The following is a 22,671-nucleotide window of genomic DNA, read 5'->3' as shown; positions in this document are numbered from 1 at the left end:
CCTCTCCTCCAACCGGCTGGTGAAAACAGTTACTGAATGACGACAGCGTTGAAGTTACAGACCTGCATGCAGATGCCACAGCGGATGCAGATGTCCGGGTCAATCACGTGGGTCTGGCGGCGCTCCCCGCTAATCGCACCCACCGGGCAATTGCGGGCGCATACGGTGCATCCGGTGCAGGCTTCAGGCAGAATCTCATAACGGATCAGGGCACGGCAGACTTTGGCCGGACAGCGTTTCTCATAAATATGAGCTTCGTATTCTTCGCGGAAGTGCTTGAGGGTGCTCGCTACCGGGTTAGGCGCGCCTTGACCCAGGCCACAGAGGCTATTGGTGCGAATCTGTTCGCATAGGTATTCCAGAGTCTCGATATCGCCGTCTTGTCCTTTGCCTTCGCAGATACGGGTGAGAATCTCCAGAATGCGTCGGGTACCGATGCGGCAGGGGGTGCATTTACCGCAGGACTCATCCTGGGTGAATTCCATGAAGAAGCGGGCGATATCCACCATACAGGTATCTTCATCCATGACAATCATGCCCCCTGAACCCATGATGGATCCAGCGGCAGTTAGAGATTCGTAGTCTACCGGCAAGTCCAGATAACTGGCGGGCAGACATCCTCCCATTGGGCCGCCGGTTTGGATGGCCTTAAATGCCTTGTCATCGCGAATCCCGCCCCCCACGTCATAAACGATCTCGCGCAGGGTAATGCCGAAGGGCACCTCGATTAAACCGGTGTGGTTGAGATCACCGGCAAGGGCAAAGGTCTTGGTGCCCTTGCTCTTTTCGGTGCCCATGCTGGCAAACCAATCGGCGCCTTTGAGAATAATTTGAGGCACGTTCGCATACGTTTCCACATTGTTGATGTTGGTGGGTTTGCCCCAGAGACCGCTTTGAGCCGGGAAAGGCGGGCGCGGACGTGGTTCGCCCCGCCGCCCTTCGATCGAGGCGATCAAGGCAGTTTCCTCACCGCAGACGAAGGCACCGGCACCTTGACGCACCTCCAGGTCAAATGAGAAATCGGTGCCGAGGATGTTTTTACCCAACAGGCCGAAATTGCGCGCTTGCTGGATGGCAATATTGAGGGTTGAGACGGCCAACGGATATTCGGCGCGGCAGTAGATATAACCTTGCGAGGCACCGATGGCATATGCGGCAATGATCATACCCTCGATAACCGAATGCGGATCGCCCTCGAGCACGCGGCGATTCATAAAAGCGCCGGGGTCACCCTCGTCGGCGTTGCAGATAATGTACTTGGGTTCGCCTTTTGCGGCGCGGGTGAGTTCCCACTTGCGTCCGGTGGGGAAACCGGCACCGCCACGACCTCGCAACCCCGAGCGTTTGATCTCCTCAATAACCTGCTCCGGGGTCATTTCGGTGAGCACTTTTGCCAGCGCCTGGTAGCCATCTTCGGCGATGTAGTCCTCAATGTTCTGGGGGTCAATCTTGCCGCAGTTGCGCAGAACAACCCGCACCTCCTTAGGGGTAGGGGCACTCAGTTCCTCATCCACAAATTTGGGCTTGGTGTAGAGGAATTTTTGAACGACCCGCCCCTTGAGGAAGTGTTCTTCCACCAAGTAGGGAATGTCATCTACCGAGAGGCCGACATAATGGACGCCTTCAGGGTAAACCATCAATTCGGGTCCCTCACTACAGGCTCCAATGCGTGAGGTCTCCAGTACCTGTACCTCATCAATCAACCCTTGGGCGACCAGTTCATCTTGGAGGGCGTCTTCTATATCATGAGCCCCTCGACTTAAGCAATCAGGATCTACACAGACCAAAACGTGTGACCGGTAGTATTTCATATCGCAACCTATACCTTCGCTAAGGTGTCTGGAAACCTGTGGTTTAGAGCGGAACGACGTGCTCTTGTACGACTTGTCCCTTTAGCACGTGTTCTTCCAGGATGCGGCGTGCCACCTCGGGAGTCACTTTTCCATAAGTTACCTTGGGTTGGTCCCCAACCGTAACCTGCACGATGGGCTCGCGTTCGCACAAGCCGATACAGCCGGTTTGGGTTACGATGATCCCTTCCAGGTTTTTCTCCGCGATGGTTTCGAGGATGGCTTTCATGGTGTCGCGGGCACCGGCGGCGATACCGCACGTTCCCATCGCCACCGTGATCTGGACCTGTCCGGAGGTGGTTTTGGCTTTCCGCTTGGCCAGGGCTTCTTCTCGAATGCGCTTTAGATCGTCCAAACTTTTGATCGTAGGCATGGTTAAACTCCTTGAGAGGCTTTTTCCAGGGTTACGGGTTTCTGAACTTGGCGGATACCTTCTTCTAATTCATGATGGAGGTAGGATAAGACCGTCGGTTCGGTCAAAGGCATCCCTTGCAATACTTCAAGCACGGGTGCGCTCTCGAATGTGTATACACGCTCGTCCACCTGATAAATAAACGTCCAATTGACGTGAGGATTGCCCACCAGAAGGGTGAGGAAGGTGCTGGCCAGGTCTCCCAACGGCATGCGGTCAATGTGACTGCGTTGAAAAACCACGCGCACGCAAGTGCCTTTTCCTACCTCAGACTCAATGGTCAAATAACCATTGCAAGCCTCGGCGGCGGCTTTAAGCAGGGGGATTCCCAAGCCTACCTTGCGGGTTGTGCGCGAGGTTACAAAGGGGTCTACGACGCGGGCAACCATTTCGGCATCCATACCTCTGCCATCATCACGCACCTCCATGGTCAGGCGGTCGTTCTGGGTGTCCTCAATCACCTTGATGGTGATATGGGATGCCCCGGCCGCCAGGCTGTTTTCAGCAATATCCAGGAGGTGTAGCGCAAGTTCTTTCATAGTAGTTGACAGAATTTACTGCGATTGCAACGGGCGCAGAATTTGCGGGAATTTGTTTGGGCGCACTCGTCCCACGATTTGCTCATCCACCACGACTACCGGGGCTTGACTGCAGGCACCCACACAGCGGCACAACTCAAGCGTGATGTTGCCGTCCGGTGTGGTTTGGCCCGGTTCAATCCCCAGGAGGGATTTAGCTTTTTCGATCAATTGGGGCGTGCCGCCGACATAACAGGCTGTACCCATGCAGAATTTAATAGTGTGCCGACCGCGTGGGGTGGTGGTGAAAAAGGAGTAGAACGTTACTACGCCATGCACCTTGCTGACTGGAATATGCAAGGCGTCGGCTACATATTGTTGCATGGGGTTCGAAATATAGCCAATGCGGGATTGTAATTCATTTAAGATCACCATCAATGCCCCCGGGAGATCCTTGTTCTTTTCAAGGATCTCGTCAATCAAGTGTTTCTTTTCCGGGTCGGCGAGTGGATCGTTGGGTGGAATTTTGGTTTTCTCTGCGATTGGCAGGCTCATGGGAAACTCCAATAGACAAATCGGATATAAAAAACCTTAAAAATTTTCCTCTACTGTGATGAGTTTACCGAGTTTCCCCCCTGATCAGAATTACCAAATGTCATTATCTTATCATGAAAGGTGTAATAATGTGAAAAAATTAACAATCCGTCCCGCCGGGAACGGTAGCGGTGGAAAGGATACGACAGGAACGCCCTTTCTTTCCCTGCAGTGCCATACGGATCTCGTTAATGGTCGGGGATTCGATCTCAAAAAACGTGCTCCCCAGAAACTCTTCCAGGCGGTGTACATCACCACTTTGAATGAGGGGAAAGCCGCTGATTTGAGGCAAACGCGAAGGGATTTGGTGGGGTTTAAGATGACGTGAAATTTCGAGGGCTTCGATGGGCAGCGTGGTGGGAACGAATCCCAGGGTCTCAATAAGACCGAAGGTTTTACGATCCACATGAGCGGGGATGAAGAGACCGCCCAATTCTGTGACCCTTTGCCAGGCTTCCTCGAATGAAAAGGAAGTGGCCACCAGTAGCAAACGCTCCTCACGGGCAATAAAATCGCCTTCTTTATCTACGATTAGTTGATCGCCAAAATGTTCAGGTTGGTTCTTCAGAGGAGGCAGGGCCTGATCCACCAGGGTTTGCCAGGCTTGAGCCTGCTCGAGCGTATCAAATAGGCATAGGACGTGAATATCCTCACGGGTTTGTAACTCCATGCCAGGTAGGACCGTCAACCCGCTGCCTGCGGCGGCTTCTTGCACGGCGCCGATGTTGGCGGTTCCGTTATGGTCGGTAATAGCGATTAGCGTAATACCACGCTCTAACGCCTCGGCGACAATGAGAGGAGGGATCATTTCTATCTCGGCACACGGCGAGAGCACTGTATGCACATGCAGGTCAGCGCGAAACGTGGCCAACGCACCCAGCTCCAATTCGTCAGGGAGTGGTTTCTGGGTTACGAATCCCCAATTCCCACAGTTTCCCGACCACTGTGTAGGTGGGGAGAGGAGTTGAGAGGAGGACGACACCCTCTTGTTCAGCCTTTTCCAGAGTAGCCGGATCGGGTTGGGCACCTTCGGTAATGATGATGGCCGCCAAATCCAACAGAGCCGCCACCGCAACAATGTTCAAGTGCGATTGAAGGGTAACCCACACATTGCCACGCTGTGCGCCACTCATCACACAGGAGAGCAGATCTGAGGCATAGCCTCCGGTGGGCTCGATTTCTTCTAAGCCGATTGGTTGGGTCAAGATCTTAAGATGGAGCGCATCCACGATTTGTTTTAGATGCATTCAAACCTCCTTACGTGGTTACGGATATCATTGGCCAGAGGGATTCTCTTCCTCCTTATGAGTATGCGGTGGTGGCAGGTAGATTTTCATCCTTAAGCGCGTTCCCTTGCCCCATTCCGATTCGAGTTTCATCCAGTCCACGCACCGCTTGATGTTGACCAGTCCCATGCCGGCGCCGAAGCCCATCTCACGCACCTTTTCGCTCGCGGTTGAATAACCGGGCTGCATGGCCAGTTCCACATCGCGAATCCCGGGACCATAGTCATAGACATCAATTGAAATCTGGTGTGGTTCAATCTCGGCGCGGATGACTCCTCCCTCAGTGGTGTGAATGATGAGATTCATCTCGGCTTCGTAAACGGCAATCCCGCAGCGGCGAGCAATTTGAGGCGAAGCGCCTAAACGGAGAAGTGCGCGTTTGATCTTGGCGGAGGCTTCCCCACCATGCTCGAAATCGCCCTGTTTGATGTTATAGCGTAAGATCAGGCTGGTGCGTTCGGATTCGATATCCTCGAACAGGTGACTGGCACGGTAACGGCGGACCTCTTCCGATTGATAATCGCGCTCTAGGGCGCGTAATAAACCGCGAGTGATATCGCCTTTGGTAAGAATGCCGATCAGATGACCAGTGTTATCTACGACCGGGAGACGCCCAAATTTTTTACTGACAAACACTTTCAGGGCTTCAATGACCGAGTCATCCCCTTTAACCACTACAGGGTTAAAGGTCATGTATTGCCGAACCGGTGCGGCCAAATCCTGTTTGAGAAGACAGCGGATGAGGTCTTCGATGCTGACCAAGCCGATTAGATTGCCATCCTCCAGCACGGGTGCCCCTGAAATGCGTGCCTGTCGAAACGTTTCAAGAACGGTTTGCATCGTATCATCGGGTTGCATGGTGATGACCTGACTGGTCATTACCTCGCGCACCCGGATTTCATAAGCCAGTTCCTCGACGCGGCTAATGTTCTCTGCGACTTTGTCGGTGATCACGCGGGAGGCCGAAAGTAAACTCTCGTTCATACTTTTAACTCAATCACCATTATTTGCGATAATGAAGATATCCATCCTATTCACTGTTGACCGGACGCTCCAGGCAGGGTAATCCGGCTTGGAAGAGACGGCCACAAGCCTCAAACATGCCATAACGGGTCGAAATGATGGGCACCCCTTCGCTCTCGGCTAATTGTAAGGTCTCCGCGGGAGGACGTTTGCCGCGCACAAGAACGATGGCAGTGACGTCCGCCATAACTGCTGTCCGAACGACCTGGGGGTTACACAGCCCGGTGAGTAGAACGGCTTCGGGCTGGGTTGAAGAAAGAACGTCGCTCATCAAGTCGGCCCCGACCCCACCTTTGACCTGACGGCTAAGATTGGCTGAGGGCGTTAATACGTTTCCGTTCAGGATTTCAATCACTTGCTTGAGTTCCATGGCTCGTGCCTCTTTGTTTCATCTTGGGATTATTTTCACAAACAGGCTCAATGATTTCAAACACACAGGTTGCAATCAATAACATTGTATCATCGAGCTGGTAAAAAGGGACTCTTGTCAGGTTATCACAATGGGAAGGGAGAGGAAAAGCGCAGAGTATGCTAAAATTCGAGACACACGAATTTGTGCAAGAAGGGTTAACGTCATGGGAACGGTAGTTTCAGCGGTCAAAGGTACCCGAGATTTCTATCCTGAGGCTATGGCGATACGCGCCTGGCTGTATCGGGTTATTGGAGAAGTTTCGGCTTCGTTCGGTTATCAAGAATATGATGGGCCTTTCCTGGAGCGGCTGGAACTCTATGCCGCAAAATCAGGCGAGGAACTGGTCAAGGAACAGGCTTTTGTGTTTCCAGATCGCGGGGGTGAACTGATTACCTTGCGCCCAGAGTTAACGCCTACGCTGGCCCGGATGGTGGCACAGCGCCAGAAACAATTGGTTTATCCCTTGCGGTGGTGGTCGTTTGGTCCCTTCTGGCGCTATGAGCGACCGCAGAAAGGGCGAACGCGGGAATTTTTCCAGTGGAACGCCGATTTGATCGGGGCAAACTCTCCCGAAAGTGATGCGGAATTAATTGCGCTTTGTGTGGCGTTCTTCCGCCGGGTAGGATTGACCCCCAATCAGGTGGGAATCTTCGTCAATGATCGCCATTTAATGGAAAACCTGTTAAACGGTCTAGGGATTGAGCCTGAGCGCCATCGTGAGGTTTTTCGTTTAATTGATCGGCGTGACAAGATGACTGCTGGGGCTTGGGAGGAATATGCCCTTTCTTTGGGCATACGAGCAGCTCAATTAGATGATCTTAAGCGAGTTCTGGATGATAGAGAGTTGTGGCGTGAGTCTTCTTCGTTACAGAGGGTGTTTGCGGCGTTGGTGGCTTATGGCGCGGCAGAGTATGTCCATTTTGATGCTCAAATCATTCGCGGTTTGGAGTATTACACCGGCACGGTGTTCGAAGGGCGTGACATGGATAAAGAAGGCCGCGCCATTTTAGGGGGTGGCCACTATGACAACCTGGTTGCGGATGTGGGAGGTGAACCGTTGCCGGGGGTTGGTTTTGCTATGGGGGATGTCATGATCACGCTGATTCTCGAAAAATATGGCTTGCTCCTACCCTGGAATCCGGCCCCGGCAGACGTTTTGGTAACGGTGTTCGATAACGAACACCTGCTTAAGTCCTTGGAGATCAGTCAGGCTTTGCGTGAGGCCGGGTTGCGCGTGATCGGCTATACCGAGGCGGTCAAACTTGACAAACAAATGCGGTATGCCCACCGTGCTGGCATTCGCTATGTGGTGATTGCGGGTCCTGATGAATTGGCACAGAACAAGGTGGCGCTAAAGGACCTGAAAACCGGAACTCAGACCTTGCTTTCGTTGAACGAGGTCGTAGCCACGGTGAACGCCCAGGCTTCGGTGGGATAAAGAGATGCGTGGGTTGGGTTTTCCCTTGACCAATCGCTCTAACCCATATAAAATCATCCTCGCTAACACCCCGGACTGGGGTGATGATTTGTTGCGTTAAGAAAGCGAAGTTGTACAGGATCTGGTTTCATGTTTGAGGCGCTAACGCAAAAATTGGAAGGCATCTTTAAGGAATTGCGCCGCCGTGGCAAACTCACCTCGGCAGATGTGGATGCCGTCATGCGTGAGGTGCGCCTAGCCCTCTTAGAAGCCGATGTTCATTACAGTGTAGTGAAGGATTTTGTCGCCCGAGTACGTGAACGGGCGGTTGGGCATGAGGTCTCACGAGCCTTAAATCCGGCGCAACAAGTAATCAAAATCGTTCATGAGGAGCTCATTGCTACCTTGGGGGAACCGGCGCGCCTGAATCTCAGTGGCCCTAAACCGCGGGTGATCATGCTGGTGGGGTTGCAGGGTTCCGGTAAGACCACTGCCGCGGCTAAACTGGCAGCGCAATTGCGCTCTCAGGGCGAACGGGTCATGTTGGTAGCAGCTGACCCTTACCGTCCGGCGGCGATCAAGCAATTGCAGACGTTGGGTGAGCGTGTTGGGGTGCCGGTTTATTACGAGTCCGGCGTCAAACCTCCGCAATTGGTGGCGCGGGCGTTTGAACAGGCTCAAAAAGGCGGGATCACAGTCCTCATCGTTGATACCGCCGGGCGTTCACAGTTGGATGAGGCCCTGATGGATGAGTTGCGCGCCATCACTCAGAAGGTTACTCCTAATGAAACCTTGCTGGTGGTAGACGCCATGATCGGGCAAGAAGCACTCAATATTGCTACCGGTTTCCAGCAGGCTATTCCGTTGACCGGCTTGATGCTTACCAAGATGGACGGCGATGCCCGCGGTGGGGCGGCGATTTCTATCCGTGCGGTGACGGGGGTGCCAATCAAGTATCTGGGTACCGGTGAAACACTTGATGCCCTAGAAGCCTACGACCCGCGCCGATTGGCTTCGCGCATTTTGGGCATGGGTGACGTCATTGGACTGATTGAGCGAGCCGAAGCCGCTTATAATGAACAAGAAGCCCAAAAGCAAGCCGAGCGCATGCTTTCGGGTCAATTTACCCTGGAGGATTTTGCCCAGCAATTGCGCCAGATTCGCAAGATGGGTCCATTGCACCAACTGCTGGAGATGTTACCCGGCGGTATGGGACAAATGGCGCGCGCCATATCTCCAGAAGAAGCCGAACGCAACCTAAAGATTACTGAAGCCATTATTAACTCAATGACGAAAGAAGAGCGTTTGCACCCGGAAATCCTCAATGCCAGTCGGCGGCGGCGTATTGCCCGTGGCTCCGGTACGGATGTTCAGGATGTTAACCGGGTGCTTAAGCAATTCCGAGATGCACAACGACTGTTCAAGACGCTGCAAAAGACAGGCGGGAGGGGTCTCTCGCGCCTGTTGGGATAGAGGAGAGCCGAAAAGACTCGCGCTTCCTTCCGCGCCCCTCACTTTTCGGTGACCTCTGATGATAGAATAAGATGAATGTAATAATGAAATTCTAAGTTCAACAACAAAGAGGAGAGATTTCTCACATGGTTAGAATTCGTTTGCGTCGAGTTGGTGCTCGTGGTCAACCCAGTTATCGCATTGTGGCGGCGGATAAAGAAATGCCGCGTGATGGACGCTTTTTGGAGATTTTGGGCTTTTATAACCCGCGCACTGAGCCCTTTACCATCCAGGTAAATGAAGATCGAGTTTTTGACTGGATGAACAAGGGCGCTCAATTAAGCGAAGCGGTGGAAAAAATTTTCCGCAGTGTGGGCTTGCTGGATCGCTATGCACGTTATAAGGCTGGTGAGTCGTTGGAAGCCTTGCTGGCCGAGGCTGAGGCTTACTATGCCAGCCGTAAAGTGAGCCCGAAGACGAAATCCGTTATTACATCACGCGCCTAAATGGATGCAGAGAGGGGATTAACGTGAGAGACCTGGTGGAATACATCGCCCGTGCGCTTGTAGATGACCCTTCCCAGGTGGAGGTCAAGCAAGAACGGCTTGGGGCTAACCGGGTACGGGTTGAACTGCATGTTTCTAAGCAAGATATGGGCCGGGTCATCGGTAAAAATGGACGCGTAGCCAATGCGATGCGAATTCTCTTGCGCGTCGCCGCCGCTCGGGAAGGAAAACAGGCCACTTTAGATGTCGTAGACCCGCGGTGAGAAAGAATCCTTCCCATCTTCGTAAGCGCCAATTACAAAGGGACAACACAGGCTCGCTCCCTTTAAGCGAGCCTGTGTTCTTGGCGGTAGGTTACATCCGTCGTCCGCACGGGGTGCGCGGTGAGATGGTAATGGACCTGCTGACCGATTTTCCGGAGCGCTTGGTGCCTGGCAAACGGCTATACTTAGGAGAAGAGCACCTGCCGGTGCAAATCCGTTCGGTGCGCCCGGCATTGCAGGCAATGTTGATTGCGTTTGAAGGGTTTGAAGACCGCGATCAAGTCGCCGCCTTTCGCAATCAGTACCTCTATGTACGGGCAGATGAATTGCCCCCCTTGCCTGAAGGAGAGTACTACCATCATCAGTTATTGGGTTTAACGGTATTGGATCAAGAAGGGCATTCCTTGGGCGTGCTGAGTGAAATTTTGGAAACCGGCGCTAATGATGTTTATGTGGTGCGTGACGAGCAGGGGCGTGAGGTTCTTCTGCCGGTGATCGAGGGGGTTATTTTAGAGGTAGATCTGAAAACTCATCGCCTCATCGTCAATCCTCCTGAATGGCTATAGGCCCGATGGACGCGCGAATTTATTGGGTCGCATTTAATCATGTTAAGGGCATTGGGGCAGTTCGGATGCGAGCGCTTTTGGACTATTTTGGCGATTTGGAACGCGCTTGGAAAGCCTCCCCCGATGCTTTGCGGGCCGCAGGTTTACCCCCGCGTCTGGTTGAAGTTACGCTGCAAACTCGAAGAACTCTAAGCCTCGAAAAAGTGGCAGAAACACTTTCCCAAAAAAGCATCCGGGTGATGATCTGGGAAGATGACGATTATCCATTCTTGTTAAAAAACATCGATCAACCGCCACCGGTATTATATGTGCGAGGGAGGCTTTCATCCGCTGATCAGGTGGCGGTGGCTGTGGTCGGGACACGTCAGGTGAGCGCTTATGGGCGTAAGGTGACTGAGCAACTAGCTGTAACTTTAGCTCACCATGGGGTAACGGTGGTCAGTGGTTTAGCAAGGGGAGTGGATGCTCTAGCCCATGAAGCAACCCTCAACGCTGGGGGGCGTACGCTGGCTGTTCTGGGCAGTGGTGTGGACGTTATTTACCCGGCAGAGCATCGGCATTTGGCGGAGCGCATTCTTCAGCAGGGGGCGTTGATCAGCGATTATCCGCCCGGCACGCCCCCGGAAGCGAATAACTTCCCCCCGCGCAACCGTATTATATCCGGCTTAGCCATGGCAACGGTGGTGGTCGAGGCGGGAGAAAAGAGCGGCGCATTGATTACAGCGACCTTTGCGGCGGAGCAAGGGCGTGAGGTCTTTGCGGTGCCCGGAAATATTAACTCCCCGTCCTCTAAAGGGACGAATCACCTGATTGCAAACGGCGCCCGTCCACTATTGCAGGTAGAGGAAGTTTTGGACGCATTGGATGTTGCCCAAGTGCAGCATCAACAGGTGGTACGGGCTTTGTTACCTGATAATGACGTAGAAGCCACCCTGCTCAGTGTAATAGGAGATCAGGTCTTATCGGTGGATGAGATTTGCTTTCTCTCCGGCTTGGGGGCCGAGAAAGTCGTGGCTAATTTGGCGATGATGGAACTGAAAGGTCTGGTGCGCAATTTGGGGGGTGCAAATTTCACGGTCTTACGCGAAGATGGTGGGTTCTATGCGGGAGGATAAGACATTTATGCAGGATTATTATGCCGTTATTATGGCGGGGGGCGGTGGCACACGGTTGTGGCCACTCTCTCGCCAGACTCGACCGAAGCAAATGTTGCGCTTAGGAAGCGACCGCACGTTGTTCCAACAAGCCGTGGAGCGTTTGGAAGGACTATTTCCCCCAGAGCGCATCTTGGTCGTAACAGCGCGGGATCAGGCGCCTCAGTTGCAGGAACAAGTAACCTATCTGTTGTCTGAGAATTTTCTGCTAGAACCATTGCCGCGGGGAACCGCCTCGGTGGTAGGATTGGCAGCCACGGTGCTGGCCCGGCGAAATCCTCACAGTGTTATGGCAGTGTTGACGGCAGACCATGTCATCCAGAATATTCCCCATTTTCAGCGCCTGTTACAGGCGGCATATAACGTTGCCCAGGAAGGTTACCTGGTAACCCTGGGGGTGTTTCCCACTTTTCCGGCTACAGGCTATGGATATATCCAACGTGGTGAGCTGCTGGGCGAACAGGACGGTTTACCTTACTACCGGGTGGTGCGATTCAAAGAGAAGCCCGATGCGGCAACCGCCCAGGCTATGTTGGAAGAGGGTGGCTTTGACTGGAATTCGGGCATGTTCATCTGGCGGGTGGATCGCATTTTAGAGGAATTTGAGCGCTTCATGCCAGAGTTGGCTGTGTTATTGCGTCAAATTGGAGAGAGATGGGGAGAAGAGGATGGGCAGGCTATCCTCGAGCACTTATGGCCGCAGATTAAGCCTGAGACAATTGACTACGGCATTATGGAACGCGCGGATCGCGTAGCGGTTTTGCCGGCGAAGGAACTGGGGTGGAACGACGTAGGTAGTTGGGATTCCCTATTTGATGTGCTATCCGCAGATGAGGTCGGCAATCTGGTTTTAGCCGACGAGACCCTGCTCTTGGAAACGCGCAATTCATTGCTACTCTCAGATCAATCCAAACGATTGATCGCGACTATTGGGATAGAAGATTTAGTTATCGTGGATACTTCCGATGTGTTATTGATCTGTAAGCGTTCCCAAGCCCAAAAAGTGCGCGAAATCGTTAAAATTCTCTCTCAAAACGGGAAAACTCATTACTTGTGAGGAGTGAACCTTGGAGGCCTATTGTGTTCGCTGCAAAACAAAACGCGAAATGAAAGATCCTCAACCTGGATTTAGCAAAGCCGGGCGACCGGTGACGACGGGCGTATGCCCGGTTTGTGGAACGAAGATGACCCGCATGGGGGCTACGGAGATGCACGCTGGTCTTGATCCAGCTCCCGCCCCCGCACCGCGACGGAACGGCAAACTAGTGATCGTAGAATCGCCAGCCAAAGCCAAGACGGTGGGGCGTTTTTTAGGCAAAGGCTATACCGTAAAGGCTTCGGTGGGGCACGTACGGGATCTTTTGCGTTCTGAACTGTCGGTGGATATTGAGAACAATTTCAAGCCCAAATACCGTGTGCCCAACGAAAAACGGGCGGTGGTCAAAGAGATCAAAGCCTTGGCCAAAGAGGCAGAAGAAGTTTACCTGGCGACCGATCCCGACCGCGAGGGCGAAGCCATTGCCTGGCACTTGCTTGAAGCGGCTGAGATTGATCCGAAGATTGCCAAGCGGGTCGTGTTTCATGAGATTACCCAACCAGCGATTCAGGAGGCTTTCGCTCATCCCCGTGGGATTGATATGAATCTGGTCAATGCTCAGCAAGGGCGACGCGTGCTAGACCGGTTAGTTGGTTACAGTTTGAGTCCGTTGCTTTGGGAGAAAGTGCGCAGCCGTCTCTCGGCAGGACGGGTGCAGTCGGTGGCTTTGCGTTTGGTGGTGGAGCGTGAGCGCGAGATTGAGTCGTTCGTCCCCCAAGAGTATTGGACAATTCGGGCCGAATTTTTACCCGAGGGGTTACACCAATCTTTTACGGCTCGCCTAGTGCGCATAGACGATCAAGAGGTCAACCTTCCCAATGAGGCCGAAACTCAGAAAGTTGTAGCGCAATTGGAGCAGGCAGGTTACACCATCGTAAGGATTAAGCGCGGTGAGCGCCGCCGCCGCCCATCGGCGCCTTTTATCACTAGCACCTTACAACAAGAGGCTTCACGGCGCTTAGGATTTACGCCCCGTCGAACGATGATGATCGCCCAACAACTTTATGAAGGTTTGGACGTCGGCGAGGGCGGTTCGACCGGTTTAATCACCTATATGCGCACCGATTCGACCAATGTCTCGGAACTGGCACAGCGCGAAGCGCGCGATTATATTCGCCAGGTCTTTGGTGATGTATTTCTCCCCCCATCACCGCCGCATTATCGCACTCGAGCGGTGGCGGCGCAGGAAGCTCACGAGGCAATTCGTCCTACCTCGGTCTTTCGCACGCCCGAGAAAGTCAAACCCCATTTGACGCCGGAACAATTTAAACTCTACCAGTTGATTTGGCAGCGGTTTGTAGCCTCTCAGATGGAATCAGCGATTCTGGATACCCTAGCAGTGGAAGTTGAGGGAAAAAACGAAAATCATCTCTTCCTTTTCCGTGCCTCGGGTTCTAGCGTGCGTTTTCCCGGGTTCCTGGTGCTATATGAAGAAGCCCGTGATGAAGATCAGAAGGAAAGCGAAGACGATGAGAGTGTGCGTATTCCGGCGGGGATTCAAGAAGGCCAACCCCAACGTCTAGTGCGTGTATTGCCCGAGCAGCACTTTACCCAACCCCCGCCGCGTTACACCGAAGCATCGCTGGTTCAGGCTTTAGAAGAATATGGCATTGGCCGTCCCTCGACCTATGCGCCTATTCTTTCAACTATCCAGGAACGAGGCTACGTGGTGCGCGAAAATAAGCGTCTAATCCCCACCGAAACGGGACGGCTGGTCAATGATTTATTAGTACAGCATTTCCCGGATATTGTGGATATTGGCTTCACAGCAAGAATGGAAGAAGATTTGGATGAAATTGCCTCGGGGCAGCGAGCATGGACGGATGTCATTCGAGCCTTCTATGATTCATTTGCCCCCCAGGTCAAAAAAGCCCAGGCGGATATTCCGGTGAGTAAGATGGATCTGGAACCGGTAGGGCGGGACTGCCCCCGATGCGGCCATCCGCTGGTCGTTCGTTATGGGCGTTTTGGAAAATTCATTAGTTGTAGTAACTTCCCTACTTGCCGTTATACTGAACCCTGGTTGGAGAAATTAGGCGTGCTTTGCCCGGAGGATGGAGGCGAATTGGTGATCCGCAAGACGCGGCGGGGACGGGTGTTTTATGGGTGCTCGAATTACCCACAATGTCAGTTCACGTCGTGGAAACGTCCCTTATCTACGCCGTGTCCGGCTTGTGGAGGGTTACTGGTTGAGGCCAACAAACGCGAAGCGCAATGTATCCGTTGTAACGAGACTTTTTTACTGGAAAGACTTGGGGAAAAAGCGGCTGAATCGGCATGAATCTTGCATCGAAAAGCTACAAATCCCGAAATCAGGTTCGGCGGTGGTTGCATTATTCTAGAGCTTGACCTACAATAATGGCAAGCCGGCCACCGGACTGAATTAGCCCGCTAGTAGGAGAGAAGATCATGATGGAGATGCTGCGTGAGCGTTTGAAAAACCCCATTGTTGCCGCCGTGAGTGGTTTTGTCCTGGGCTTGATCATCGGACTACCGATTCTGGGATGGTGGCTTTGGCCAGTACGGTGGATTAACGCCGAACCGCGCCATTTGCGTCCTGACTTGAAGACGGATTACTTATGTATGGTCATTGATTCGTATGTCAAGAACCAGAATCAGGTTAATGCGAGGGCGCGCTTTGAACTTTTAGGGGAAGAGGGTGAGGCGTTGCTAGCCGCATTGAAACCCGGTCAGTGCAACCTGAGCGAAAGTGATATCAGTCAGTTCCGCGCTGCACTCCAAGGACCGGTACTGCCGTTGCCAGCGGTTACCCCAGGCACGGAAAAACCTACTGCCGCCCCGCGTACGTCGGGGATGGGGATGGTCATTGTATTGTGTCTGGTGACCCTGGCTGTGGGTGGGATTCTGGTGTATTTGCTAGTTTTCCGCCGTCAACGGGGTGGCCCGACAACACCCTCGGTGGTGAGTCGGGCCCGCGAGTACAGCCGCCAGACTGGGCCTACAGATTTCGCGGCTCAAGGGCAGCAACCGCCGCTCTCCCAATTCATGACTACCTATGTGATCGGGGATGACCTTTATGACGACTCGTTCAGTATTGATTCTCCGGCGGGAGAGTTCCTCGGGGAATGTGGTGTGGGTATCTCTGATACCATTGGTGTAGGCGAGCCCAAGCGCGTCACAGCATTGGAAGTGTGGTTATTTGACAAGAATGACTATCAAACGGTCACTAAAGTCTTGATGACCCCTCATGCTTATAATGATCCGGCCATTCGTCAACGTCTTGAATCCAAGGGTGAATTGATTCAGGTTGAGCCTGGCCAGCGGATTACGTTGGAAGCCAACACTCTGGTTATGGAAGCCCATGTGGCGGATCTGGTATTGGGCGGTGGGGCATTACCGCCAGATAGTTACTTCGAGCGTATCACGATTGAACTTTCGGTGTGGCAGAAACAAGCCTGATTTTCCCCCCACTTTTTGGATCGCCGGATAAAAAGAGCCCCCTTGAATTTGGGGGCTCTTTTTATTATTCAGGTTTATTCAATCTTAAGGATCTTCAGACGAATTGTCCCCCCTGGGGTTTCTGCAATCACTTCGTCACCTACTTTTTTACCCAGCAAAGCTTTGCCGATAGGCGACTCGTGGGAAATGCGCCCGTTAAGCGGGTCGGCTTCTTTAGGGCCAACGAGGTGATAGGTTTCAGGGGGAAAATTCCCCTCTTGGACGGTCACCACATGTCCAATGCTTACTTCATTTGCTTTTTTCTCAGTGTGGTCAATGATGACGGCATTGCGTAAGACCTGTTCCAATTCTTGGATACGTCCTTCAACGAAACCTTGTTCCTCTTTGGCCGCAATGTAGTCAGCATTTTCTGAAAGGTCACCTTGCTGGATTGCGGCGCGTAATCGTTGCGCTAGTTGCTGACGGACGGTTGTCTTCAGATATTCTAATTCTTGTTGCATCCGTTGATAGCCTTCAGCCGTCAAATAATGCACCTCGGACATGGCTAAACACCTCTCCGCTAAAAATTCATTGCACAATAACTTTTTCGGGTTGATCGCTTTTGTAACCGCTCTTCCTTATGGAAGGGTGAGAGGGGCGAAAAGTTTCTGATACTCCTCTATAGCAAAGCGGTCGGTCATGCCTGCAATATAATCACATACTGTCCTTTCTAACCCGCGTTGTTCGATCAACTGCTGGATATGGCCGGGCAGAATGGTGGGCTCAGAACAGTAGGCATTAAAAAGGTCGCTGATTAACCGTTCTGCCTTTACGGCCATACGGACAACACGGTAATGGCGATACAAATTAATGAATAAGAAATCCTTTAACTGACGGTTGCGACGAATGAAATCCGCGCTGAAACTCACTACATTATAAGACAAACGTTGGAGTTCGTCTACGGATTTAACGCCACTCTCAACCAGCCGTTGGTGAGTGGCGTGTACTAAATCCGAAACCTCTAGGCCGATTAAACGGCGAATTAGACGGTGTCGCGTCATTTCATCCAATCGTTTGCCATCCCAACCGATGCTGTGTTTCAGTAACTCCCATAATTCAAGGCCATCAAGCATACTTGGGGTGATTAAACCTGAGCGCAATCCGTCGTCCAAATCATGGGCAGTGTAAGCCAGTTCATCGGCGGCATTTGCGATTTGGGCTTCTAAGTGCCCGCGCAGTTCAGGATTGAAATTCCGGGCTTCGGCTTTGTCATATTCTGTCTCGTGCTTGACGATCCCTTCAAGGACTTCCCAAGACAGGTTGAGCCCAGGAAAATCGGGATAACGCCGTTCTAGTTCGGTGACAATACGGAACGACTGGCGATTGTGATCAAAACCGCCATGATCTTTCATCAAGCGAGCCAGAGTAGTCTCTCCTGAGTGGCCGAAAGGGGGATGCCCAAGATCGTGTGCAAGGCAAATGGCTTCGGTGAGGTCCTCGTTAGCGCCGAGTGCTCGTGCGATGGTGCGTGCAATTTGGGCTACTTCGAGGGTATGGGTGAGACGAGTACGATAGTAATCACCTTCGTAGGTGATGAAAACCTGCGTTTTGTACTCGAGGCGTCGAAAGGCAGTAGTATGAAGGATGCGATCGCGATCGCGCTGAAATATCGTGCGATACTCTGGCTCGTCTTCGGCGTAAAAACGCCCGCGGGAATACTTACTGCGAAACCCATAAGGGGCGAGATTGCGGTCTTCAATCTCTTCTAACATCTCACGAGTTAAAAGCATGACGGCCTCCTTATCGAGTAATACGTGTGCCTATCGGGTAACCATGAAGCGCTTGTTCCAGGCTGTTCGGTTGCTCACCAGAGAAAATAACCGCTTCCAGGTCAGGATATTTTCGGACGACCTGGAGCATCAAGTTCACTTTAGCAAGCATACCGCCGGTCACGTCAGGGGCTTCAGAGCCGGCTAAGGCTGGCAAAACTTCGGCCAAATTATCTGGGGTGAGATGTGAAATCAATTGCTGGCGCAGAGGAAAATCTGCCCATACGCCTTCTTCTTGCCCGCAGAGAAGAAGGCGCGTGGGCTTCAAGTGAGGAATGAGTTCGATAAACAGGTGTTCGGTGGAGAGAATGGTTCCCCCAAGTTTGGTATCAAAAACCACATCCCCGTAGATGACAGGGATAAGGCCGGCACCAATGGCGCGTTGAAGTGGCTCAATTTCCCATCGCACGACCCGCCTATTTTGGCACAGAATAGTTGAGGAAGGTGGAAAGGCGATCACAGGGAGACCGGCTTGTAACAGTGCCTCAACTACTAAAGTATTGAGTGCCCGGGCTTGCCACCAGACTTCCGAAAAACCCCGCCATTGTTCGGGGGTGGCTACTCCAAGATGGGTGTTATGCTTTTTAGCGGCGAAGTGTCCAAATGAGCCTGAACCATGTCCAAGGACAAGGCATAAGGCGGGGTTCTCTGACCGCGCTTGGGCAATTTCGTATGCCAGGCGCCGAATAACATCCAGACGGGGGGTAGAGGCGCGGTGTTTCTCGGTAATCAGCGAACCACCCAGTTTGACGAAGTAAAGTGTATCCATAGGGTGCCATCCGTTAATTGGCTTGGGTGGGGCGGATAACCACGGAAAAAACATTGGCAGCGCCAGCCCGACGCAGTGCTTTTTCGACGTGTGAACTGTTCTCAGGGTGCACTAACGCGATCATGACCCCCCCTTGGCCACCCCCTGAGAGTTTGGCGCCGAGAGCCCCTGCCGATAGTGCTGCTTGAACGAGACGGTCTAATTCGGGCGACGAGACGCTAATCTCAACGAGTAAGCGGTGGTTTTCAACCATCAATCTACCGACCTCGTCTATTTGTCCCTCGATTAGGGCTCGTTTGGCTTGCCGTGTGAGTTCGCCGATTGCCCTAAAGCGATCATCATACCAGGTGGGGTTTTGCTCCCTCCGCTGACGAACGCCGGCCACAGCTTCGCGGGTTAATCCTTTCATTCCCGTATCGCCGATGATCAAATAAAGAGTTATAGGGAATGTGAGAAACTCAATGGGTTGGCCACGGATAAAGAAGATAGGGCGGGCGTAGGTAATAACGGTATTGTCAATGCCTGAGGGTGTACCATGATGGTGCTGTTCAAGGCGGAAGGCTAGGTCGCAGACCTGGGGGGCAGGTAAAGGGTGTCCTACAAATGCTGACAGAGCGCGGATCAGGGCTACAGCCGTCGCGGCGCTTGAGCCCATACCCGATGCCACCGGGATGGATGATGTGAGACGGAGGTGCAGAGCTGGCCAGTGATCGAGTTTCAAGGCCTCTGCGACCAGGTTAAAGGCAAGCGCGATGGGATGCTCTGAAGGAAGATGGTCTAAGGTGGTCTTCAAACCAATCTGGGGGGCTTCGATGACGGGTGGTGTAGAGCGCCCAGGTTGGGCGGTGATCGTCACGCGCGCTTCTAATCCGGTAACCGGGGCTGCGATTGCCGGATAGCCATAAACAACCGTATGTTCTCCAAAAAGGATAACTTTTGCCGGAGCAGTGGCTGAAATGGCAGGCATAGTCTCTCACTTAACCGGAAAGGCGTAAAAAATAACCAACACCGCAATTCCCCAAAGCAGTATCGTAATTTGGAGGGGGCGGTCGGTTAGCAGTAGATCCTCTGGCGAGCCCCCTGAACCTTCAACCTGAACCAAGTAAAGATAACGCAGAATTCCATAAAGAACAAATGGAATTGTAAGCATCATAAGGTGATTGGAGGGCAGATTAGGTGCTGAGAAGGTGTATAAACTGTAGGCAATAATGGTGCTGCTGGATACAATGGTGATGGACTGATCCAAAAAGGGGAGAGTGTAACCATCCAAGACGCGGCGATGTGTATTGGCTTGCTCAGCCAGTTCGGTAAGTTCGGCACGGCGTTTACCAAATCCTATATAGAGAGCCAGAAGGGTGGTTACCACATAGAGCCAAGGCGAGAACCGCTCCACTTGAATTAAGGAAACACCGCCAGCCACCCGTAAAACAAAACCAGCGGCAATGATCAGCACATCCAGGATGGGGATGTGTTTTAACCACCTCGTATAAGCCAGGTTGAGCAAAAAATAACCACTTAGAATAACTCCAAATCCAATCGAAAGGTAAAAGGCGAAAGGGATAGTTAAGACGATTAGGCCAATGGCGGTAGCACGAGCAACATGAATGGGGAGTGCTCCTGAGGCAATCGGACGCAGACGCTTCTTAGGGTGGTGACGATCTGCTTCGGCATCTGCAATATCGTTGAGAATATAAACGACACCTGAAACAAGGCAAAATAACATGAACCCCAGTAGGGTTCGTAAGGTGGCTGGTACATTCGTTAACTGGCGATCAAAAACCAGAGCAGCCAGCACAAAGGCGTTTTTCGTCCATTGGCGAGGGCGCATGGTTTGGAATAACGCCTTGATCATGTGCATAATCATATCATAACTCTTTAAACCGGGTAAAATACCCCACGTGAAAGAACGACTGGACGTCCTCATGGTTGAACGGGGACTGGCAGAGAGCCGCGCTAAGGCCCAGCGATTAATTATGGCTGGGCAGGTTCGGGTTGAGGGAGAAACGGTTCTGAAACCCGGCACTTTAGTCTCGGAATCGGCACAAATTGAAATCGTTGAAGGAATGCGCTATGTTTCGCGGGGGGGAGAAAAATTAGAGGCTGCTTTGGATGCGTTCAAATTAACCCATCTTGAGGGTTGGGTGTGCGCCGATGTGGGCGCCTCCACAGGTGGGTTTACAGATTGCTTGCTGGCTCATGGCGTGGCTCGGGTTTATGCGATTGATGTGGGGTATGGCCAATTACATTGGAAACTGCGCCAGGATCCGCGTGTGGTTGTCTTGGAACGAACAAATGTACGTTATCTGACAGATCTTCCCGAACACGTGGATTTGGTCACGATTGACGTCTCGTTTATTTCGCTAAAACTGGTGCTACCAACAGTCAAGGGTTGGCTAAAACCAGAAGGGAAGATTATCGCCCTCATCAAGCCCCAATTTGAGGCCGGCCCGAGCGAATCTGCTCGTGGTAAGGGGGTTATCCGTGATCCCCGAGTTCACCACCATGTGCTTGAAGAGGTATTGGCATTTGCGGTGACGATAGGATTAATGCCTCAGGGGTTGATCCGCTCCCCGCTTTTAGGCCCGAAGGGAAATGTTGAGTTCCTAACTCTTCTCACTCCTGGCCCCAAGGGAAGTAAGACTTCGCACCTGCGCTCAATGATCAACGCCGTGGTCAGTCCATCTCACTGAAAGATACGCTCGATGTAATCGGAACCCTTTTTACATTCTGGGCTTATGAGTCCGGATTTAAGGCTTTCCCATGTGAGGAATAAACCGTTTTGGTTTACGTATTGGACGGCTTTCGACGTGCACCCGGGGCCCGTGTGATAGTTTACCAGGGTGAATTTCCAGAGGTCGACATAATTGCTCACTTGGCCCGGCGAACGTTGGTAAACATTATAGATGATTTGGGCCGTCTGGGCACAGTTTGCGCGCAGCACTTCGGCGAAAATGGCAACGCTTTCCTTGGCGCGGGTTACGTCAATACCAGCGGGGCAATCGGTGCAGGTGGCGTTTACGCGCTGAACCAGATAACCGCGCAGCATCAACTGTTCTTCGTTGCTCAGGTTTGGATATCCCATCTCACAGCGGTTTGGGTGAAGGGTGTCATTGCACAGTCGTTGAAAAAATGGTGGATTGTAAAGGAGGAGAGTATCTGCTCCCGACTGGTTAAGTTGCCCCAAACCGATTTCGTAACCGTTGCCATAAGTGCCGGGCCAGAACTGGGATTCAATGGCAAATAGTTGTTTTAAAAGCCTTGGGGGTACGCCAGTGTTCTTAGATGCCTGGATGATTTCAGCGTCGTACATATTTTGCCATTCAGCAAGGACAAAACGAGCTCGCTCCACCCCGCACGTATTGGCCACATAAGGGGTTTGCAACCCACCTCTTGGACAGTCCTGCGCATCAACGACCTTGTTGCGAATTAACATAGCGACCAGATAGTAATAGGGAGTATTTGTATTGAGTTCATTAGGAGATACGGATGGCTCCAGAATTGGGGGGACATAAGGAGGACGCTGATGAATGCCCCAAATTTCACCACATGTCAGGGCTGTACTATAAAGGATATAAACCGGTTGAGTGCTTCCTTCATCAGGAGTTGTTGCGGCAGGCAAGGAGTTGGAACTTAAAGTGGGGTTAGGCTGAGCAAAAGGGATGATCTCTTGGGGTAGGTGATCTGGGTGATCGAGGACGATGCTAGGGGGTGGAGCAAAGGCAATCAGCCTCCAAACTATGGTGGTCAATGCCAGGACATAGCGCTTTATTTTAGTTTCCCCCATCCTATCTTGTCCTTTTAGGCTTCTTCGCCCTCAACGTTCTCCTCGTAAACGTAGGCCCAACCTGTACCTTTACATACTGGGCATACATTATAGACATAACCATCGCGACAGAGACCGCCTCCATTTCCAGCACAAAAGGCACATTTTTTAGGTGCTTGAGCCACTAGGACTGTTCCCACCCCTTTGCAAACCGGGCAGATGTCGTAGGTGTTGCCGTCACGGCAACGCCCAGCGCCATTGCCACTGCAAAATGCACAGGTTTCAGGGGCATAATGGATGAAGGGTTGGGCTTTTATACGCATAGTGGTTCTCCAGCCAGATAGTATGAACTAAGACGTAAA

At 52.4% G+C, this 22,671-nt stretch carries 25 protein-coding genes and 1 pseudogene; 11 read left to right on the top strand and 15 right to left on the bottom strand.

Annotated features, from left to right (window positions below):
- Nucleotides 1-29: 29 nt before the first annotated feature.
- From nuoF to AC01YT_RS01455, 8 genes are all read right to left on the bottom strand, one after another.
- Nucleotides 30-1,811: an NADH-quinone oxidoreductase subunit NuoF gene (nuoF, locus tag AC01YT_RS01490; protein ID WP_476672387.1), complete on the bottom strand. Its 1,782-nt coding sequence runs from the start codon at nucleotides 1,809-1,811 to the stop codon at nucleotides 30-32.
- A 43-nt stretch (nucleotides 1,812-1,854) separates the two neighbouring features.
- Nucleotides 1,855-2,223: a (2Fe-2S) ferredoxin domain-containing protein gene (locus AC01YT_RS01485; protein WP_315624145.1), complete on the bottom strand. Its 369-nt coding sequence runs from the start codon at nucleotides 2,221-2,223 to the stop codon at nucleotides 1,855-1,857.
- Nucleotides 2,224-2,225: 2 nt separating this feature from the next.
- Nucleotides 2,226-2,801 (bottom strand): ATP-binding protein, encoded by a 576-nt coding sequence (locus tag AC01YT_RS01480; protein WP_476672386.1) that lies wholly within the window; start codon nucleotides 2,799-2,801, stop codon nucleotides 2,226-2,228.
- 15 nt (nucleotides 2,802-2,816) lie between these two features.
- The gene (locus AC01YT_RS01475; RefSeq protein WP_476672385.1) at nucleotides 2,817-3,335 is read right to left on the bottom strand and encodes an NADH-quinone oxidoreductase subunit NuoE family protein; all 519 of its coding nucleotides are present in this window, start codon (nucleotides 3,333-3,335) and stop codon (nucleotides 2,817-2,819) included.
- A gap of 139 nt (nucleotides 3,336-3,474) precedes the next feature.
- On the bottom strand, nucleotides 3,475-4,245 hold the full coding sequence (locus AC01YT_RS01470) for a PHP domain-containing protein (protein WP_476672384.1): 771 nt from the start codon (nucleotides 4,243-4,245) through the stop codon (nucleotides 3,475-3,477).
- A 19-nt stretch (nucleotides 4,246-4,264) separates the two neighbouring features.
- On the bottom strand, nucleotides 4,265-4,621 hold the full coding sequence (locus AC01YT_RS01465) for a DRTGG domain-containing protein (protein ID WP_476672383.1): 357 nt from the start codon (nucleotides 4,619-4,621) through the stop codon (nucleotides 4,265-4,267).
- A 27-nt stretch (nucleotides 4,622-4,648) separates the two neighbouring features.
- Nucleotides 4,649-5,644 carry a CBS domain-containing protein gene (locus AC01YT_RS01460; protein ID WP_476672382.1) on the bottom strand — a complete coding sequence of 332 codons (996 nt, stop codon included), beginning with the start codon at nucleotides 5,642-5,644 and terminating at the stop codon, nucleotides 4,649-4,651.
- A gap of 46 nt (nucleotides 5,645-5,690) precedes the next feature.
- Complete coding sequence (locus tag AC01YT_RS01455) at nucleotides 5,691-6,053, bottom strand: DRTGG domain-containing protein (RefSeq protein ID WP_476672381.1); 363 nt, start codon at nucleotides 6,051-6,053, stop codon at nucleotides 5,691-5,693.
- A 205-nt stretch (nucleotides 6,054-6,258) separates the two neighbouring features.
- Here AC01YT_RS01455 and hisS point away from each other — a divergent pair, with 205 nt between their 5' ends.
- The 10 genes and pseudogenes from hisS to AC01YT_RS01405 all read left to right on the top strand — a co-directional run bounded on the left by hisS (nucleotide 6,259) and on the right by AC01YT_RS01405 (nucleotide 15,969).
- Nucleotides 6,259-7,533, top strand: a complete 1,275-nt coding sequence (gene hisS / locus AC01YT_RS01450; RefSeq protein WP_476672380.1) for a histidine--tRNA ligase — start codon at nucleotides 6,259-6,261, stop codon at nucleotides 7,531-7,533.
- A gap of 129 nt (nucleotides 7,534-7,662) precedes the next feature.
- Nucleotides 7,663-8,985 carry a signal recognition particle protein gene (gene ffh / locus AC01YT_RS01445; RefSeq protein ID WP_476672379.1) on the top strand — a complete coding sequence of 441 codons (1,323 nt, stop codon included), beginning with the start codon at nucleotides 7,663-7,665 and terminating at the stop codon, nucleotides 8,983-8,985.
- A gap of 125 nt (nucleotides 8,986-9,110) precedes the next feature.
- On the top strand, nucleotides 9,111-9,470 hold the full coding sequence (rpsP, locus tag AC01YT_RS01440; RefSeq protein WP_476672378.1) for a 30S ribosomal protein S16: 360 nt from the start codon (nucleotides 9,111-9,113) through the stop codon (nucleotides 9,468-9,470).
- A gap of 23 nt (nucleotides 9,471-9,493) precedes the next feature.
- Nucleotides 9,494-9,733 (top strand): KH domain-containing protein, encoded by a 240-nt coding sequence (locus tag AC01YT_RS01435; protein ID WP_476672377.1) that lies wholly within the window; start codon nucleotides 9,494-9,496, stop codon nucleotides 9,731-9,733.
- An 80-nt stretch (nucleotides 9,734-9,813) separates the two neighbouring features.
- The gene (gene rimM / locus AC01YT_RS01430; protein WP_476672376.1) at nucleotides 9,814-10,299 is read left to right on the top strand and encodes a ribosome maturation factor RimM; all 486 of its coding nucleotides are present in this window, start codon (nucleotides 9,814-9,816) and stop codon (nucleotides 10,297-10,299) included.
- A gap of 5 nt (nucleotides 10,300-10,304) precedes the next feature.
- On the top strand, nucleotides 10,305-11,414 hold the full coding sequence (dprA, locus tag AC01YT_RS01425) for a DNA-processing protein DprA (RefSeq protein WP_476672375.1): 1,110 nt from the start codon (nucleotides 10,305-10,307) through the stop codon (nucleotides 11,412-11,414).
- Nucleotides 11,401-12,510 (top strand): mannose-1-phosphate guanylyltransferase, encoded by a 1,110-nt coding sequence (locus AC01YT_RS01420; protein WP_476672374.1) that lies wholly within the window; start codon nucleotides 11,401-11,403, stop codon nucleotides 12,508-12,510. The genes dprA and AC01YT_RS01420 overlap by 14 nt, the downstream gene beginning before the upstream one ends.
- Nucleotides 12,511-12,520: 10 nt before the next feature.
- Nucleotides 12,521-12,637 (top strand): annotated as a pseudogene (locus tag AC01YT_RS01415) (DUF5679 domain-containing protein); the annotation flags it as partial.
- A gap of 24 nt (nucleotides 12,638-12,661) precedes the next feature.
- On the top strand, nucleotides 12,662-14,830 hold the full coding sequence (gene topA / locus AC01YT_RS01410) for a type I DNA topoisomerase (RefSeq protein ID WP_476672501.1): 2,169 nt from the start codon (nucleotides 12,662-12,664) through the stop codon (nucleotides 14,828-14,830).
- Between the two features lie 128 nt (nucleotides 14,831-14,958).
- Nucleotides 14,959-15,969 carry a hypothetical protein gene (locus AC01YT_RS01405; protein WP_424911675.1) on the top strand — a complete coding sequence of 337 codons (1,011 nt, stop codon included), beginning with the start codon at nucleotides 14,959-14,961 and terminating at the stop codon, nucleotides 15,967-15,969.
- A 74-nt stretch (nucleotides 15,970-16,043) separates the two neighbouring features.
- On the opposite strand, the gene greA is transcribed toward AC01YT_RS01405, so the two are convergent.
- The 5 genes from greA to AC01YT_RS01380 all read right to left on the bottom strand — a co-directional run bounded on the left by greA (nucleotide 16,044) and on the right by AC01YT_RS01380 (nucleotide 20,410).
- Nucleotides 16,044-16,511 (bottom strand): transcription elongation factor GreA, encoded by a 468-nt coding sequence (greA, locus tag AC01YT_RS01400; RefSeq protein WP_424911674.1) that lies wholly within the window; start codon nucleotides 16,509-16,511, stop codon nucleotides 16,044-16,046.
- Between the two features lie 75 nt (nucleotides 16,512-16,586).
- Complete coding sequence (locus AC01YT_RS01395) at nucleotides 16,587-17,738, bottom strand: deoxyguanosinetriphosphate triphosphohydrolase (protein WP_424911673.1); 1,152 nt, start codon at nucleotides 17,736-17,738, stop codon at nucleotides 16,587-16,589.
- Nucleotides 17,739-17,748: 10 nt separating this feature from the next.
- Nucleotides 17,749-18,546, bottom strand: coding sequence for an isopentenyl phosphate kinase (locus AC01YT_RS01390; protein ID WP_424911672.1), 798 nt, complete (start codon nucleotides 18,544-18,546; stop codon nucleotides 17,749-17,751).
- A gap of 13 nt (nucleotides 18,547-18,559) precedes the next feature.
- Entirely contained in the window at nucleotides 18,560-19,513 is a 954-nt protein-coding gene (mvk, locus tag AC01YT_RS01385) for a mevalonate kinase (protein ID WP_476672373.1), read from the bottom strand.
- Nucleotides 19,514-19,519: 6 nt separating this feature from the next.
- Nucleotides 19,520-20,410 (bottom strand): decaprenyl-phosphate phosphoribosyltransferase, encoded by an 891-nt coding sequence (locus tag AC01YT_RS01380; protein WP_476672372.1) that lies wholly within the window; start codon nucleotides 20,408-20,410, stop codon nucleotides 19,520-19,522.
- A gap of 25 nt (nucleotides 20,411-20,435) precedes the next feature.
- On the opposite strand from AC01YT_RS01380, the gene AC01YT_RS01375 reads away from it, so the two are divergent.
- A complete protein-coding gene (locus tag AC01YT_RS01375; RefSeq protein ID WP_476672499.1) occupies nucleotides 20,436-21,236 on the top strand; it encodes a TlyA family RNA methyltransferase in 801 nt (266 codons plus the stop codon).
- Here AC01YT_RS01375 and AC01YT_RS01370 read toward each other — a convergent pair.
- Both AC01YT_RS01370 and AC01YT_RS01365 read right to left on the bottom strand, forming a co-directional pair.
- Nucleotides 21,230-22,165: a hypothetical protein gene (locus tag AC01YT_RS01370; protein WP_476672371.1), complete on the bottom strand. Its 936-nt coding sequence runs from the start codon at nucleotides 22,163-22,165 to the stop codon at nucleotides 21,230-21,232. The two genes, AC01YT_RS01375 and AC01YT_RS01370, sit on opposite strands and share 7 nt — an antisense overlap.
- A gap of 179 nt (nucleotides 22,166-22,344) precedes the next feature.
- Nucleotides 22,345-22,632, bottom strand: a complete 288-nt coding sequence (locus AC01YT_RS01365; protein WP_424911667.1) for a hypothetical protein — start codon at nucleotides 22,630-22,632, stop codon at nucleotides 22,345-22,347.
- Nucleotides 22,633-22,671 lie beyond the last annotated feature (39 nt).

It is taken from the genome of Thermanaerothrix sp., from assembly GCF_056331585.1.
Note: the sequence above shows the minus strand (reverse complement) of the source record. Positions and strands in the feature narration are given on the sequence as shown.